At 66.0% G+C, this 13,622-nt stretch carries 15 protein-coding genes; 10 read left to right on the top strand and 5 right to left on the bottom strand.

Annotated elements, in window-relative coordinates:
* Positions 1–16: 16 nt before the first annotated feature.
* Together grpE and hrcA are read right to left on the bottom strand one after the other, a co-directional pair.
* The gene (gene grpE, locus QQL87_RS12715; RefSeq protein WP_284418485.1) at positions 17–637 is read right to left on the bottom strand and encodes a nucleotide exchange factor GrpE; all 621 of its coding nucleotides are present in this window, start codon (positions 635–637) and stop codon (positions 17–19) included.
* Between the two features lie 127 nt (positions 638–764).
* The gene (gene hrcA / locus QQL87_RS12710; RefSeq protein ID WP_284418478.1) at positions 765–1,853 is read right to left on the bottom strand and encodes a heat-inducible transcriptional repressor HrcA; all 1,089 of its coding nucleotides are present in this window, start codon (positions 1,851–1,853) and stop codon (positions 765–767) included.
* A 172-nt stretch (positions 1,854–2,025) separates the two neighbouring features.
* On the opposite strand from hrcA, the gene rph reads away from it, so the two are divergent.
* The 5 genes from rph (at position 2,026) to QQL87_RS12685 (ending at position 6,618) form a co-directional block, all read left to right on the top strand.
* On the top strand, positions 2,026–2,739 hold the full coding sequence (gene rph / locus QQL87_RS12705) for a ribonuclease PH (RefSeq protein WP_284418476.1): 714 nt from the start codon (positions 2,026–2,028) through the stop codon (positions 2,737–2,739).
* Positions 2,736–3,380, top strand: coding sequence for an RdgB/HAM1 family non-canonical purine NTP pyrophosphatase (gene rdgB / locus QQL87_RS12700; RefSeq protein WP_284418475.1), 645 nt, complete (start codon positions 2,736–2,738; stop codon positions 3,378–3,380). Before rph ends, rdgB begins: the two co-directional genes overlap by 4 nt.
* A complete protein-coding gene (gene hemW / locus QQL87_RS12695; protein ID WP_284418474.1) occupies positions 3,367–4,524 on the top strand; it encodes a radical SAM family heme chaperone HemW in 1,158 nt (385 codons plus the stop codon). The genes rdgB and hemW overlap by 14 nt, the downstream gene beginning before the upstream one ends.
* Before the next feature lie 136 nt (positions 4,525–4,660).
* A complete protein-coding gene (locus tag QQL87_RS12690) occupies positions 4,661–5,752 on the top strand; it encodes an aminotransferase class I/II-fold pyridoxal phosphate-dependent enzyme (RefSeq protein ID WP_284418473.1) in 1,092 nt (363 codons plus the stop codon).
* Positions 5,749–6,618: a hypothetical protein gene (locus tag QQL87_RS12685; protein WP_284418471.1), complete on the top strand. Its 870-nt coding sequence runs from the start codon at positions 5,749–5,751 to the stop codon at positions 6,616–6,618. Before QQL87_RS12690 ends, QQL87_RS12685 begins: the two co-directional genes overlap by 4 nt.
* Positions 6,619–6,621: 3 nt before the next feature.
* Here the strand turns inward: QQL87_RS12685 and QQL87_RS12680 are convergent, their stop codons facing one another.
* On the bottom strand, positions 6,622–7,821 hold the full coding sequence (locus QQL87_RS12680; RefSeq protein WP_284418470.1) for a penicillin-binding protein activator: 1,200 nt from the start codon (positions 7,819–7,821) through the stop codon (positions 6,622–6,624).
* 303 nt (positions 7,822–8,124) lie between these two features.
* On the opposite strand from QQL87_RS12680, the gene rsmI reads away from it, so the two are divergent.
* The 4 genes from rsmI (at position 8,125) to QQL87_RS12660 (ending at position 11,585) form a co-directional block, all read left to right on the top strand.
* Complete coding sequence (rsmI, locus tag QQL87_RS12675) at positions 8,125–9,084, top strand: 16S rRNA (cytidine(1402)-2'-O)-methyltransferase (RefSeq protein ID WP_284418469.1); 960 nt, start codon at positions 8,125–8,127, stop codon at positions 9,082–9,084.
* Positions 9,071–9,481, top strand: coding sequence for a YraN family protein (locus tag QQL87_RS12670; RefSeq protein ID WP_284418468.1), 411 nt, complete (start codon positions 9,071–9,073; stop codon positions 9,479–9,481). The genes rsmI and QQL87_RS12670 overlap by 14 nt, the downstream gene beginning before the upstream one ends.
* A gap of 34 nt (positions 9,482–9,515) precedes the next feature.
* Positions 9,516–10,457 (top strand): glutathione synthase, encoded by a 942-nt coding sequence (gene gshB, locus QQL87_RS12665; protein ID WP_284418467.1) that lies wholly within the window; start codon positions 9,516–9,518, stop codon positions 10,455–10,457.
* Positions 10,458–10,769: 312 nt separating this feature from the next.
* Positions 10,770–11,585: an exodeoxyribonuclease III gene (locus tag QQL87_RS12660; RefSeq protein ID WP_284418466.1), complete on the top strand. Its 816-nt coding sequence runs from the start codon at positions 10,770–10,772 to the stop codon at positions 11,583–11,585.
* 21 nt (positions 11,586–11,606) lie between these two features.
* On the opposite strand, the gene QQL87_RS12655 is transcribed toward QQL87_RS12660, so the two are convergent.
* Both QQL87_RS12655 and QQL87_RS12650 read right to left on the bottom strand, forming a co-directional pair.
* Positions 11,607–12,050, bottom strand: a complete 444-nt coding sequence (locus tag QQL87_RS12655) for a cyclic nucleotide-binding domain-containing protein (protein ID WP_284418465.1) — start codon at positions 12,048–12,050, stop codon at positions 11,607–11,609.
* A gap of 66 nt (positions 12,051–12,116) precedes the next feature.
* A complete protein-coding gene (locus tag QQL87_RS12650) occupies positions 12,117–12,803 on the bottom strand; it encodes a response regulator transcription factor (RefSeq protein ID WP_284418464.1) in 687 nt (228 codons plus the stop codon).
* Positions 12,804–13,078: 275 nt separating this feature from the next.
* Between QQL87_RS12650 and QQL87_RS12645 the strand changes: the two genes are divergently transcribed.
* Positions 13,079–13,603, top strand: a complete 525-nt coding sequence (locus QQL87_RS12645) for a L,D-transpeptidase family protein (protein ID WP_284418463.1) — start codon at positions 13,079–13,081, stop codon at positions 13,601–13,603.
* Positions 13,604–13,622: the final 19 nt, after the last annotated feature.

Here is a 13,622-nt window from a genome sequence, read left to right as displayed (position 1 = left end):
CAGCTTTCGGCGAAGGTCAGGCCGCGCTGTTCGACTGGTCGTTGTTCGCGGCAGGCGCCTGCTTTGCGCCGCCCTTGGAGACGCCGACCAGCGCCGGGCGCAGAATGCGCTCGCCGATCATAAAGCCGGCCTGCACGACCTGGACCACCGTGCCCGACGGCACTGAGGGATCAGGAACTTCGTACATCGCCTGCTGGAAGTTGGGGTCGAACTTCTGTCCCGTCGGATCGAACTTCTTGACGCCGTTCTTCTCCAGCGTGTTGAGCAGCGAGCGCTCGGTGAGCTCCACACCTTCGATCAGCGACTTGAGGCCGGCATCGGCATTGGCGCGCGTCTCCGCAGGAACCGCATCGAGGGCACGCTGCAGATTGTCGGCGATGTCGAGCACGTCGCGGGCAAAGCCGGTGATGCCGTACAGCCGCGCGTCGGCGACCTCACGCGCGGTCCGCTTGCGCAGGTTTTCCATTTCCGCCAGCGTGCGCAGCATCTTGTCACGCGCATCGGCCGCTTCCTTGGCGTAGGCCTCAGCTGAGCCGGTCTCGGGGTCGTCGGGCATGATATAGGGTTTGGAGACGACGGGTTCGCTGGCCTGCGCCGGGTTTTCCGGATCGTTCTGATGCAGGTCGGGATCGGTCATGGGACAGACTTCTCACAAGTTCGGCTGAACGGGATTTGGGGATGTCGGGCGGGATATCGTGCTTTGGGCGCTGAAAATCAAGCGCAGCCTGACGATGGCGCTGTCGATCGGTTAACCATGTCTGATATCAGCCACCCAGCAGGCGGCTGACCAGACGTGCCGCATAATCGACGGTCGGAATGACACGGGCATAGTTCAGCCGGGTTGGACCGATGACGCCGAGCACGCCGACGATCCGCCCGGTGGCGTCGGAATAGGGCGACACGATCGTCGATGAGCCGGACAACGAGAACAACTTGTTCTCCGAGCCGATGAAGATGCGGACACCCTCGGCGCTCTCGGCGCGCCCGAGCAGATCGACGACGCCACGCTTGGTCTCGAGATCGTCGAACAGCCGCCTGACACGTTCGAGATCTTCGAGGGCATGCAGGTCTTCGAGCAGATTGGCTTGACCGCGCACGATCAGCTGGCGATCCTCGCTGTTGCCGCCGGACCAGCTCGCGACGCCGGCTGCGATCACTTTCTGCGTCAGCTGATCGAGCTCGGTACGATCATGCGCGAGCGCGGTCTCGAGCTCGAGCCGCGCTTCGGCCAAAGTGCGTCCCCGGATCCGCGCATTCAGGAAGTTGGAGGCCTCGGTCAGCGCCGAGGAGGGCACCCCGGGCGGCAGCACCAGCACCCGGTTCTCGACCTGTCCGTCCTCCCCGACCAGCACGACCAGCGCGCGCTCCGGCTCCAGCCGCACGAACTCGATATGCTTGAGCCTTGTATTGGACTTTGCGGTGAGCACCACGGCAGCGGCCCGCGTGAGGCCGGACAGCCGCGTCAGCGCCTCGTCCAGCGCCGCTTCCACCGACTGGGCGCGCCCGACCGAGGCCAGCTGGCTCTGGATCGACTGCCGCTCGGCCTCGGTCATGTCGCCGACCTGCATCAGGGCGTCGACGAAGAAGCGCAGGCCGGCCTCGGTCGGCAGCCGGCCGGCCGAGGTGTGCGGCGCGTAGATCAGGCCGAGCTGCTCGAGATCGGCCATCACGTTGCGCACCGAGGCCGGCGACAACGGAACCGCGATCAGCCGCGAGATGTTGCGCGAGCCGACCGGCTCGCCGGTCGCCAGGTAGCTCTCGACGATCTGGCGAAAGATCTCGCGCGAGCGTTCGTTGAGCTGCGCCAGCCCTGCCGGCGGTGTCATCAGGTTGATCGGATCGTGGTGGGCCACCAGATATCCTCCTCACCCAGTTGCATATAATCTGGCCATGCGGCGGCTCGGTGGCAAGCCGGTCTTGAGGAGGCCCGGCCTGTTTCACCATTCATAAACCCTTGCCGGTGCCGGTCCCGCCTCCTACAAGGCCGGTCAAGACGTCATTTGGCTTTTTTCACGGAGAGAATCCATGCGGCCGAGCCGCCGTGCACCGGACGAAATGCGGGCCGTGAGCCTGGAACGCGGCGTCGTCAAATATGCCGAGGGCTCCTGCCTGGTGAAATTCGGCGACACCCACGTGCTGGTGACGGCGACGCTGGAAGACCGGCTGCCGCCCTGGCTCAAGGGGCAGGGACGCGGCTGGGTCACCGCCGAATATGGCATGCTGCCGCGCGCCACCCTGGAGCGGACCCGGCGCGAGGCTTCATCCGGCAAGCAGACCGGCCGCACCGTCGAGATCCAGCGCCTGATCGGCCGCTCGCTGCGTACGGCGATCGACCTGGAAGCGCTCGGCGAGCGCCAGATCACGGTCGACTGCGACGTGCTGCAGGCCGACGGCGGCACCCGGACCGCCTCGATCACCGGCGCCTGGGTGGCGCTGGCCGATTGCATCAGGTGGATGAAGACCCGCAACATGATCAAGACCGAGGTCTTGCGCACCAATGTCGCCGCGATCTCCTGCGGCATCTATAACGGCACGCCGGTGCTCGACCTCGATTACGCCGAGGATTCCGAGGCCGAAACCGATGCCAATTTCGTCATGACCGGCGACGGCCGCATCATCGAGGTGCAGGGCACGGCGGAGAAGACGCCGTTCACCGAGGCCGAGTTCCTCGCGCTGATGGCGCTGGCCCGCAAGGGCGTGGGGCGCCTTGTCGATCTGCAGAAGATGGCCGTCGCGTGAGCCGTCCGCACCGCAAGCTCTCAGGGCGCATCGTCATTGCGACCCACAATCCCGGCAAGCTCGCCGAGATGCGCGAGCTGCTGGCGCCCCATGGGATCGAGGCCGTCTCCGCCGGCGAGCTCGGGCTCGGCGAACCCGAGGAGACCGGCGACACGTTCGAGGCCAATGCCCGCATCAAGGCCGTCGCCGCGGCAGAGGCGGCGCAATTGCCGGCCTTTGCCGACGATTCGGGCATCGTTGTCCATGCGCTGGACGGCGCGCCGGGGATCTACTCGGCGCGCTGGGCCGGCCCGGGCAAGGATTTCAGTGCGGCGATGACGCGGATCGAGCGGCTGCTGCAGGAGCGCGGCGCGGTCCGTGCCGACAAGCGCACGGCGCATTTCGTCTCGGCGCTGTGCGTGGCCTGGCCGGACGGACACGTCGAGGAGGTCGAAGCGCGCGTCGACGGCACCCTGGTATGGCCGCCGCGTGGCACGGCCGGCTTCGGCTATGACCCGATGTTCCTGCCCGATGGACACGACCGCACCTTCGGCGAGATGACGAGCATCGAGAAGCACGGGCTGCCGCCGCTCGGCCTCGGACTGTCGCACCGCGCCCGCGCCTTCGTGAAGCTCGCGGAGATCTGCCTTGACCAGCGCTGACAGCGAAGCGTTCGGCGTCTATGTGCACTGGCCGTTCTGCCTGTCGAAATGTCCCTATTGCGACTTCAACAGCCATGTCCGCCACGCTGCCATCGACCAGGACCGCTTCGCCCGCGCCTTTGCGCAGGAGATCGCGACCACCGCCGCGCGCACCGGGCCGCGCACCGTCAGCTCGATCTTTCTCGGCGGCGGCACGCCGTCGCTGATGCAGCCACAGACCGTCGGCGCCATTCTCGACGCGATCGGCAAGCACTGGCACGTCGCCGGCGACGTCGAGGTGTCGCTCGAGGCCAATCCGACCAGCGTCGAAGCCACGCGCTTTGCCGGCTATCGCGCGGCCGGCGTCAACCGTGTCTCGCTCGGCGTCCAGGCCATGGACGACGCGTCGCTGAAGATGCTCGGACGGCTGCACACGGCGGAGGAGGCGATGCAGGCGGTCGCGATCGCGCGTGGCGCCTTCGACCGCTATTCGTTCGACCTGATCTACGCGCGGCCCGACCAGACGCCTGACATGTGGACCGCGGAGCTGACGCGCGCGATCGGCGAGGCGGCCGAGCATCTGTCGCTGTACCAGCTGACCATCGAGGAAGGCACGCCGTTCTTCGGGCTGCACGCCGCCGGCAAGCTGAAGACACCGGATGAAGGTCTGGCGCGCACGCTCTACGACGTCACGCAGGAGATCTGCGCGCGGCATGGTCTGCCGGCCTATGAGATCTCCAATCACGCCCGCCCCGGCGCGGAGTGCCGGCACAATCTGGTGTACTGGCGCGGCCAGGAATATGCCGGCATCGGTCCTGGCGCCCACGGCCGGCTGGACATCGACGGCATCCGTCACGCCACGGCGACCGACAAGCGTCCGGAAGCCTGGGTGATGCGCGTCGAATCCAATGGCCACGGCGTCCTGACCGACGATCAGCTCAACCGCGAGGAGCGCGCCGACGAATTCCTGCTGATGGGGCTCCGCCTCACCGAGGGCATCGATCCGCAGCGTTATCAGGCGATCTCGGGACGGGCGCTCGACCCGCGCCGCATCGCGCTGCTGCGCGAAGAGGGGGCGATCGCCGTCGATCCCGATGGCCGGCTGCGCGTCACCCAGGACGGCTTCCCGGTGCTCGACGCCGTCGTCGCCGATCTCGCCGCCTGACGCGTCGGCACGGGTCGGCTCCCTCCGTCGAACGGTGGGGGAACGGCACAACCTCAAATGTACTTGGCCTCAAAAAAAGCGTGGCAGGGTCTCCGGCTAGATAACGGGTAATGATTTTGCCCTATCAAGGCTCCCCATGCAGAGCACGAGCCAGGACATTGATTTCGATCGGCTGGTCAAGGACGCCGGCGGCAGCAAGACCGTCTACGCCCTCGTGACCCCCGAGACCGAGGCGGCAAAGCACCTCATTCTGGGAAACTGCAGCGCCGGACCCGATGCTGCGCGACGGGTCCATCTCGAGCAGTTTCGTGAGGCCTGGACCGGCAAGCAGTTCAAGAGCCACGAAATCCTCATCGAACGATGGACGGCATGGACGGCGCCGATGGTCGCGATGTCAGCGGCTGATTTCCCCTGGCGCTATCCGACCTCCGGCGCCAGCGAAGCGCTGTTTCATCTGATCGCACAATATGGCAATCGCGCTCACAAGGAGCGCTTTGCCCCTGAAGTTCATATTTTTGCCGGCGAGTACGAGGGATACCGCGCCTATGCGGAGGCGTGCGGGATCGCCGTCGTCGAACATGCGCGGGCCGATTGGGAGGCGGTGGCGGCTCAGCTGCCCGCTTCAGCGCTCTTCTGCCTCAGCCAGCCATCTGCCATCGACGGCAATGTCTGGAGCGATGCCAACGCATTTCTTGCGCTGGTCGACAATGGCCGAGAACCGCGCGTTCTGCTCGATCTGACCTATGTCGGCGCCACCGCCGAATTGCCGGCACAGCGAATCTCAGCCGACTGCGGGGCGGTCCTGGCGGTGACGTTCAGCCTGTCGAAGCCGTTTGGCGTCTACTATGACCGGATCGGCGGCGTCCTCTGTCGCCACCCGGTGCCCAGCCTGCTCGGGAATCAATGGTTCAAGAACCTGACCTCGCTGCAGCTCGGCACGGCTTTGATCGACCGCCATGCCGTCCTCGACCTGCCGCGAAAGTACCGGCCTGTGCAGCAGGAGGCTTTGCTGAGGATCGGCCGCAGCCTGGGCCTCACGCTGCGTCCCAGCGACGTTTACGTGCTGGCCACGGCCGTCGCGGATTCGTCGACGGATCCGCAACTCGCCGCCTTCCTGCGTCGCCCCGCCGGCCATCCAGCCGCAACGTTACGCATCTGTCTTACTCCGGCCATGGCCCAGATGATCGGAACGGCCGGACCGATCAAGATCGCCGAAGCCTCGCCATGAAGAATCTCATCGTTCTGACCACCCCTCGGGACATTCACGACCATCTTGCCGGCTTGTGGCGCAGCAAACCGTTCCGGCAATCCCATGCGGATGGCGGCTTCGTTCACGACATCGTCGAACAATTCGCCACGCTGCCGCGGCTGTTCTGCGACTGCACGGATGACCGGCTCGAACGCGCCCACTTCTGTTCATGGTGGGGCGTCATGATGAACCGCAGCTATGACAATGCCGCCATCGAAGACCTCTATCGGCTGCACGAAATGTTCCACGCAGCGTTCATGCCCTATTTCCCCGGGATCGGGTTCGACGCGTTTCACCGCAAGATGGAGGACAACGAGCTCAAGGCCAGTGTCTGCTCGGAGATCCGGATCTATTTCGAGCTGCCGGCCTTGCGCGAGCTGACCTTCGACCACTCCATCTATGCCGATCGTTTTCTTCATGACCCGGCGATGCACACGCTGTGGCGCAGCAACAAGCTCGTCGCCATCGAGACTTTGCAGGAAGCCCGGCGAGACGTGATGTTCTCGAAGCCCGAACATGAGATGGACCTGCCCGAGCGCTGGATACGGCGATTTGCGCTGCAAAACCGGCAATGGTCCACCTGCTGGTATGATCGCTATCTCGACATCGAGAGCCAGATGTTCGCGTTCCAGATCCGCGCTTTGAACGGCGACAGGTCCGGCGCAATCGCGCAGCACGCGGCGTGGATTGATGGACAGGCGAGTGAGGACGAGACGGATCACGTCCCGTTCCGCAACGAAGCCGCGCTGTTCGCCAACATCTATTGGAGCAACCGGCGCCGCTATGACGATGCCGTGGCCCAGGACAACGCCGGGTGGTCTTCAACCAGGACGGCTGGCGGCTGATTTTCAGGTCGCGCTGAAGCTCTTCGGCGCACCCGTGACCGCCTGGCCGCCGCCCGAGCTGACGCGCATCACGGCCAGCCCGCGCTCGTTGGTGCCGTCGCTGCGGAAGCGGAACAGGCCGTCGATGCCGGCAAAGCCCGACGCATTGGTGAGCACATCCGGCGCAAAGCGCTGCGCGCCCTGCGTCCGCGCCAATGCGGCCACCAGCGCCACCGCGTCATAAGCGAGCGTCGCCGTGCGCACGGGATCGCCGCCAAACCGCGTCCGGTAGCGCCCCGCGAAGGCACGGAAGCCCGATGGATCCGGCGCCGCATAGAGGCCGCCCTGCAGGCTGGCGCTGTTGTAGACGCGCGGATTGTCCCACAGCCCGGTGCCGAGCAGCTGGATGTTGCGCAGATTCGCGCCGGCCGCCGTCAGCGCATCCGCCGTCGCGACGACTGATTCGCCATCATCGGCCAGCAGCAGCGCATCGGCGCCGCCGAGCGCCTGCGCCACGTTGCGCGCGGCCATGGTGCGATCGCCGGCATATTTCTCGAACGCCACGATGCGTCCGCCGCGCCGGCTGACCGCGGTCTTGAACGCGCCTTCCACCACGGTGCCATACGGGTTGTCCGGCAGCAGCGCCGCGAAGGAGCGCTTCCCGACACTGGCCGAGTAGTCGACGATGCGGGTGGCGTCGGACTCCGGCAGGAAGCTGAGCAGATAGACGCCGCGGCCGGCGACGCTTGAATCGGTCGAGAACGCGATCACAGAGATGTTGCGCGTGCGTGCCGCCTGGGCGGTCGCCGGCACCGAGCCCGCGAACAGCGGCCCGAGCAGGATCTCCGCGCCTTCGTCGCAGGCCTGTTGTGCACCTTGTTGTGCACCTTGCGGGCTGCCGGCATCGTCCTTGATGAGCAGCTGAATATTGGGATTCTGAAACTCGGCGAGCGCCATCTCGGCCGCGTTCTTCATCGATTGCGCCGCAACACCGGCATTTCCCGACGCCGAGAGCGGCAGAATCAGCCCGACCTTGACCTGGCCGTTGCCGGCCACCGCCGGCTGCTGCGGCGGACCCGCCGGGGCGACCGACTGCTCGAACGGGTTCTGCACGCCGGAGCAGGCTGACAACAGCGGCGCGCCGACGATCAGGCCAAGCGCCGTTCGCCGGGCAACCGCATGGGCTCCCGGACCTTGAGACTTGGGATGACGCGGGCCCACCATGGCATCTCTTCGTTCGGCCGAGACCGGCCAGAAGTTCCCCAACCGCACGCCGCAAGGGCCGCGCGATTTGATTCATATTGTCGACGAATAGTTAAGCAAAACAAAAGGCTGTCAGCGCCACACCCGCGATCAAATCGACGTTTTGCACGCTCTATCCCCTGCTCAGGACCACTCGTAGTCGTGCGGCTTCGCACTTGAATCCCCGATGAACAGCGCCGCGGCGCGCCCTGGATCGGAACTTCAAATTGTCGGCACGATCGTTCCCTGGTGGCATTCCCCCGTCAGCCCCTTTAAATTACTGCGATGGGCGCCAACGCAATCCCGAACATTTCGCCGGATGACGGCAAATCTTCCACCACATCGGCATATCTGGTGGCGGGACAGCGCGTCGCCGTCGCCAAGACGCGGCCCGGGCTTCATCTGGTGGCGACGCCGATCGGCAATCTCGGCGATATCACGCTGCGCGCGCTCGAAACCCTCGCCGGTGCTGACATCATCTTCTGCGAGGACACGCGAATCACGCGGCGGCTGACTGAGCGCTACGGTCTCAGTGCGGAGCTCGCCGCCTATCATGAACACAACGCCGAATCGATCAGACCGAAAATCATGCAGCGTCTGACTGAAGGCGCCGCGATTGCACTCGTCTCCGACGCCGGCACGCCGCTGATCTCCGATCCCGGCTACAAGCTGGTGCGCGCGGCGTGTGAGGCCGGCCTTGCCGTGACCGCGCTGCCGGGACCGTCGGCGGTGCTGGCCGCGCTGAGTGTCGCGGCGTTGCCGACCGATCGTTTCTTCTTCGAAGGCTTCCTGCCGGCCAAGCAGCAGGCGCGGCGCACGCGGCTGGCAGAGCTGGCGCGCATCGAAGCCACGCTGGTTCTGTTCGAGTCCGGCAGCCGGGTGCAGGACACGCTCGCCGATCTCGCCGATGCCATGACAGGACGCCAGGCCGCGATCTGCCGCGAGCTGACCAAGCTGCACGAGGAGATCCTGCGCGGGCCGATCAGCGATCTGGCGGCCCGGGCCGACGCGCTCGAAACCCGCGGCGAGTTCGTGCTGGTGATCGGACCACCGCCGCGCGATGCCGAGCTCATGAGCGGCAGCGCTCTCGACGCCTTGCTCAAAGATCTGCTGCAGCGCTCGAGCGTCAAGGACGCCGTGATGCACGCCGTCGAACTATCAGGCCGGCCGCGGCGCGAGGTCTATGCGCGCGCGCTCGAGCTTGCAAAGGACATGACGTCGGGAGAGGCCGATGGCGAAGGCTGAGCGGACGCGCTCCGACAAGCCGGCAAAGGCCGCTGCGCCCGAGCGCGTCGCCGCCTTTCGCACCGGGTTGTCCGCGGAGGCGTGCGCGGCCGCGCTGCTGATCGCCAAGGGCTACCGCATCCTGGCCAAGCGCTTCCGCACCCCGCACGGGGAGATCGACATCATCGCGCGCAAGCGCGGCCTGGTCGCCTTCGTCGAGGTCAAGGCGCGCGCTTCGCTCGACGACGCCGCCTATGCGGTGACGCCGCGCCAGCAGCAGCGCATCATCGATGCCGCGCAGGCCTGGCTGATGGCGCATCCCGACCATGCCGAATTGGAGCTGCGCTTCGACGCGATTCTAGTTGCGCCGCGCAGCCTGCCGCGCCATCTGATCGCGGCGTTCGACGCCAGCCAATGACACCGAGCCACTGCAGACAGACCGGGACCTGACCATGACACTGAATGTCGCCGTCCAGATGGACCCCATCGCGCGCATCACCATCCGCGGCGACTCGACATTTGCGATGCTGCTCGAGGCGCAGCGGCGCGGCCACAGCCTGTCCTACTACACGCCGGACAAGCTGTCGCTGCGCGGCGAGGAGCTGTACGCGCCGGTGCAGGCGCTGACGGTGCGCGATGAGGTCGGCGACCATTTCACGCTCGGCGAGCCCAAGCCGACTGCGCTGACCTCGTTCGACGTGGTGCTGCTGCGCCAGGATCCGCCGTTCGATCTCGCCTACATCACCTCGACGCATTTCCTCGAGCGCATCCATCCGAAGACGCTGGTGGTCAACGATCCGGCGAGCGTGCGCAATGCGCCGGAGAAGCTGTTCGTGATGAACTTCCCGCAGCTGATGCCGCCGACCTTGATCTCGCGCGACATGGACGAGATCAACGCGTTTCGTGCCCAGCACGGCGCTGTCGTGATGAAGCCGCTGCACGGCCATGGCGGCGCAGCGGTGTTTCGCGTCATGCCGCAGGACATGAATTTCGGCTCGCTGTTCGACATGTTCTCGGTGACGTTCAAGGAGCCCTGGGTGATCCAGCGCTTCCTGCCCGAGGTGAAACATGGCGACAAGCGCATCATCCTGGTCGACGGCGAGTTCGCCGGTGCCGTGAACCGCGTGCCCGCCGCCGATGACCTCCGCTCCAACATGGTGCGCGGCGGGGCTGCGCAGGCGACCGATCTCAGCCCGCGCGAGCGCGAGATCTGCGACACGCTCGGCCCGGAGCTGCGCGCTCGCGGGCTGCTGCTGGTCGGCATCGACGTGATCGACGGCAATCTCACCGAGATCAACGTGACCTCGCCGACCGGCATCCGCGCCATCTCCCGGCTCGGCGGCCCGGACATCGCGGCGCGGGTGTGGGACGTGATCGAAGCCAAGCGGCGCTGAGCCGTAACTTCGTGAGCGCTGGTAAGCGCTGTGTTGGCCGCTCTCGCTTCTGATCCGAGCACGACTTTCACCCCTCACCCTGAGGGGCACGCCGAAGGCGGGCGTCTCGAAGGGCGAGGCCCAGGGGCGGGCCTCATGGTTCGAGACGGCGCTACGCGCCTCCTCACCATGAGGTTCTGGCACTGAAGGCGGCGTTGCACGTTATTGCTGGGGATAAGGACCGCAGAGATGCCGTTGGCAGCGCGATCGGGCCAGCCGTTGACGCAGCCGTCGTGCTGACGCCGCCGCATTCCATGCTATGACGCAGATCTCATGCGTCTCGTCCTGACCACCTGGAACATCAATTCGGTGCGCCTGCGCATCGACCTCGTCGCCAAGCTCATCAAGCAGGTCAGGCCCGATGTGCTGTGCCTGCAGGAAACCAAGTGCATCGACGATGCCTTCCCGCTGAAGCGCTTCAAGCGGCTCGGCTACGAGCACATCGCGCTGAACGGGCAGAAGGGCTATCACGGCGTGGCCGTGATCTCGAAATGGCCGTTCGAGACCACCCATGTCCGCACCTTCTGCGACAAGGTCGACTCGCGTCACATCACGGTGGCGTTCGGCGAGAAGGCGCAGCTGGCGCAGCCGCTGGTGCTGCATAATTTCTACGTGCCGGCCGGCGGCGACATTCCCGATCCCGCGCTCAATCCGAAATTCGAGCACAAGCTGCAATTCCTCGACGAGATGAAGGCGTGCGAGCCGCTGCATCCGCGCGGCGACGACCGCCACATCCTCGTGGGCGACCTCAACGTCGCGCCGCATGAGCACGACGTCTGGTCGCACAAGCAGCTCTTGAAGGTGGTCTCGCACACGCCGATCGAAACCGAGAAGCTGCTGGCGGCGCAGATGCACGGCGAATGGATCGATGTCGCGCGCGAGCGCATCCCGATGTCCGAGAAGGTCTATACGTGGTGGAGCTACCGGGCCGCCGACTGGACCGTCGGCGACCGCGGCCGCCGGCTCGACCACATCTGGGTGTCCCGCGCGCTGAAGGATCGGGTCAGCGATTTCAGGATCCTGCGCGATGCCCGCAGCTGGGAGCGGCCGTCGGACCATGTCCCGGTCACCGTGACGCTGGACGTGTAGCGGTCGCCGCCTCGGCTCAGATCACGACGTCAGCTTGGCGCCGGCCGTCAGGATGTCGGTGGCGATGCGGTTGGCGCGGTGGGCGAACTCGTCGCGCAGCCGGCGCGCCGCCACGGCATCGCTTTCCAGCACGCGCTGGAACAGGCTGCGCGAGATCCGAACCACCGTGGAATATTCCAGCGCCGTGGCGGTCGCCGGACGTCGCATTTCCACCAGCAGCGCCAGCTCGCCGATCAGCATGCTCGGCTTGGCAACGATCTCGGCGCCGCCTTCGTCGTTGACGCGCAACGCTCCGCGCTGGACGACATAGCCGCAATCGGCCGTGTCGCCCTCGCGGAACAGGGTCTCGCCGCTCTGGATGTTACGCTGCTCGGAGCCGATCGCGATCATGCGCAGCGAATCGCTTCCCAAGAGACGCAGCGTTGGGACGCGCTCCAATAGCGCAATATCGTCTTCGATCGACATCAAGGGCCCGGGGAAGGCGAAATGGAACCAATATCATGGACGGCAAGCCGCCAATCCCCGAACGTATCACGGCACCAACTTGTAGCCACCGGCCTCCGTGACGAGAATCTCTGGATTAGCGGCATCTTTCTCGATCTTCTGCCGCAGACGGTAAATATGCGTTTCCAGAGTGTGGGTGGTGACGCCCGAATTGTAGCCCCAGACCTCCTGGAGCAGGGTCTCGCGCGACACCGGCTGCTGGCCGGCGCGGTAGAGGAAGCGCAGGATGGCGGTTTCCTTCTCGGTCAGCCGGACCTTGCGGGCATTGGCGCCGGTCAGCATCTTGGAGCCGGGACGGAAGCTGTAGGGGCCGACCGAGAACACCGCGTCCTCGCTGGCCTCGTGCTGGCGCAGCTGGGCGCGGATGCGGGCCAGCAGCACGGCGAAGCGGAACGGCTTGGCGACGTAGTCATTGGCGCCGGATTCAAGCCCGAGAATCGTATCCGAATCAGTGTCGTGGCCGGTCAGCATGATGATCGGCGCCTTGAAGCCGCCCTTCCGCAGGGATCGCACCACCTCGCGGCCGTCGGTATCGGGCAGGCCGACATCCATCAGCACCAGGTCGGGTGCATTGGCCTTGGCCGCGCTGGCGCCCTTGGCGCCGGTATCGACGGCCTGGGCTTCGAACTCGTCATGCAGCGAGAGCTGCTCCATCAAGGTGTCGCGCAGATCGGTGTCGTCGTCCACGATCAGGATCTTGCGGGCATTGGCCATTGGTACAATCCTCTTGGTGGCGCCGGCGGGATCGGGTGATTTGGCGCCGCAGCGGTGGGCAAACAGGCTCTTCAGCCCTGTTCCGTCTTGAAGTAGGGGGCTGTTACCGATTCACAAGCGCCCGGTACTCTACTCCAGAATTGGGCAGGGAATGAGATGAATGTCCTGTTCGAGCGTCGCGGCGGACCATTCGCCGACATTAAGGCAATTGCCGGGCAATGCATGGCAATGACAAGGCACGTTGTTCGATCTCATGATGGAAGGGGCCGCGTGGCATGCCAGCGAGCCTGATCGCGATCCGCACCGCCGCCGGGTCACGGCAGCGTGGCTGGCTGCAGGTCTGGGGCCAGGTCATCCCGGTCGCGCTCGGCCGCGGCGGAATCCTGGCCAACAAGCGGGAGGGCGACGGCGGCACTCCGCGGGGAACGTTCCGCCCGCGCCGGCTGTGGTGGCGGGCCGACCGCCATTCCCGTCCGCGCACCCTCCTGCCAGTCCGGTTGATCGGCCCGGAGGACGCCTGGTGCGAGGACCCGGCCGACCGGCATTACAACCAGCCGATCCGACTGCGCGGCGACCGGCCCGGCGACCGGCTGGCGCGCCAGGATCACCTCTACGACTTCATCATCGAGATCGACCACAACAGCCGTCCCCGGATCGCAGGCCGCGGCAGCGCGGTCTTCCTGCATCTGGCGCGTCCGAACTTCGGCCCCACCGCCGGCTGCGTGGCGATGACCCGGCCAGCGATGCTACGGCTGTTGCAAAGGATCGGCCCGCGCACCAGGATCGTCATCCAAGGATAAAAAGAGACCCGAGGGAGGA

It is taken from the genome of Bradyrhizobium sp. SSBR45G, assembly GCF_030159255.1.
Taxonomy (GTDB): Bacteria; Pseudomonadota; Alphaproteobacteria; order Rhizobiales; family Xanthobacteraceae; genus Bradyrhizobium.
The sequence above is the reverse complement of the archived record's forward strand: the minus strand, read 5'-3'. Positions and strand labels throughout refer to the sequence as shown.

Coding starts and splice junctions, on each gene's coding strand:
- rsmI (WP_284418469.1), top strand. CDS start 8,125: ATGGGCGCCAACGCAATCCCGAACATTTCGCCGGATGACGGCAAATCT.
- QQL87_RS12655 (WP_284418465.1), bottom strand. CDS start 12,050: ATGTCGATCGAAGACGATATTGCGCTATTGGAGCGCGTCCCAACGCTG.
- QQL87_RS12645 (WP_284418463.1), top strand. CDS start 13,079: ATGCCAGCGAGCCTGATCGCGATCCGCACCGCCGCCGGGTCACGGCAG.
- QQL87_RS12670 (WP_284418468.1), top strand. CDS start 9,071: ATGGCGAAGGCTGAGCGGACGCGCTCCGACAAGCCGGCAAAGGCCGCT.
- rph (WP_284418476.1), top strand. CDS start 2,026: ATGCGGCCGAGCCGCCGTGCACCGGACGAAATGCGGGCCGTGAGCCTG.
- QQL87_RS12650 (WP_284418464.1), bottom strand. CDS start 12,803: ATGGCCAATGCCCGCAAGATCCTGATCGTGGACGACGACACCGATCTG.
- QQL87_RS12685 (WP_284418471.1), top strand. CDS start 5,749: ATGAAGAATCTCATCGTTCTGACCACCCCTCGGGACATTCACGACCAT.
- QQL87_RS12690 (WP_284418473.1), top strand. CDS start 4,661: ATGCAGAGCACGAGCCAGGACATTGATTTCGATCGGCTGGTCAAGGAC.
- QQL87_RS12680 (WP_284418470.1), bottom strand. CDS start 7,821: ATGGTGGGCCCGCGTCATCCCAAGTCTCAAGGTCCGGGAGCCCATGCG.
- QQL87_RS12660 (WP_284418466.1), top strand. CDS start 10,770: ATGCGTCTCGTCCTGACCACCTGGAACATCAATTCGGTGCGCCTGCGC.
- gshB (WP_284418467.1), top strand. CDS start 9,516: ATGACACTGAATGTCGCCGTCCAGATGGACCCCATCGCGCGCATCACC.
- grpE (WP_284418485.1), bottom strand. CDS start 637: ATGACCGATCCCGACCTGCATCAGAACGATCCGGAAAACCCGGCGCAG.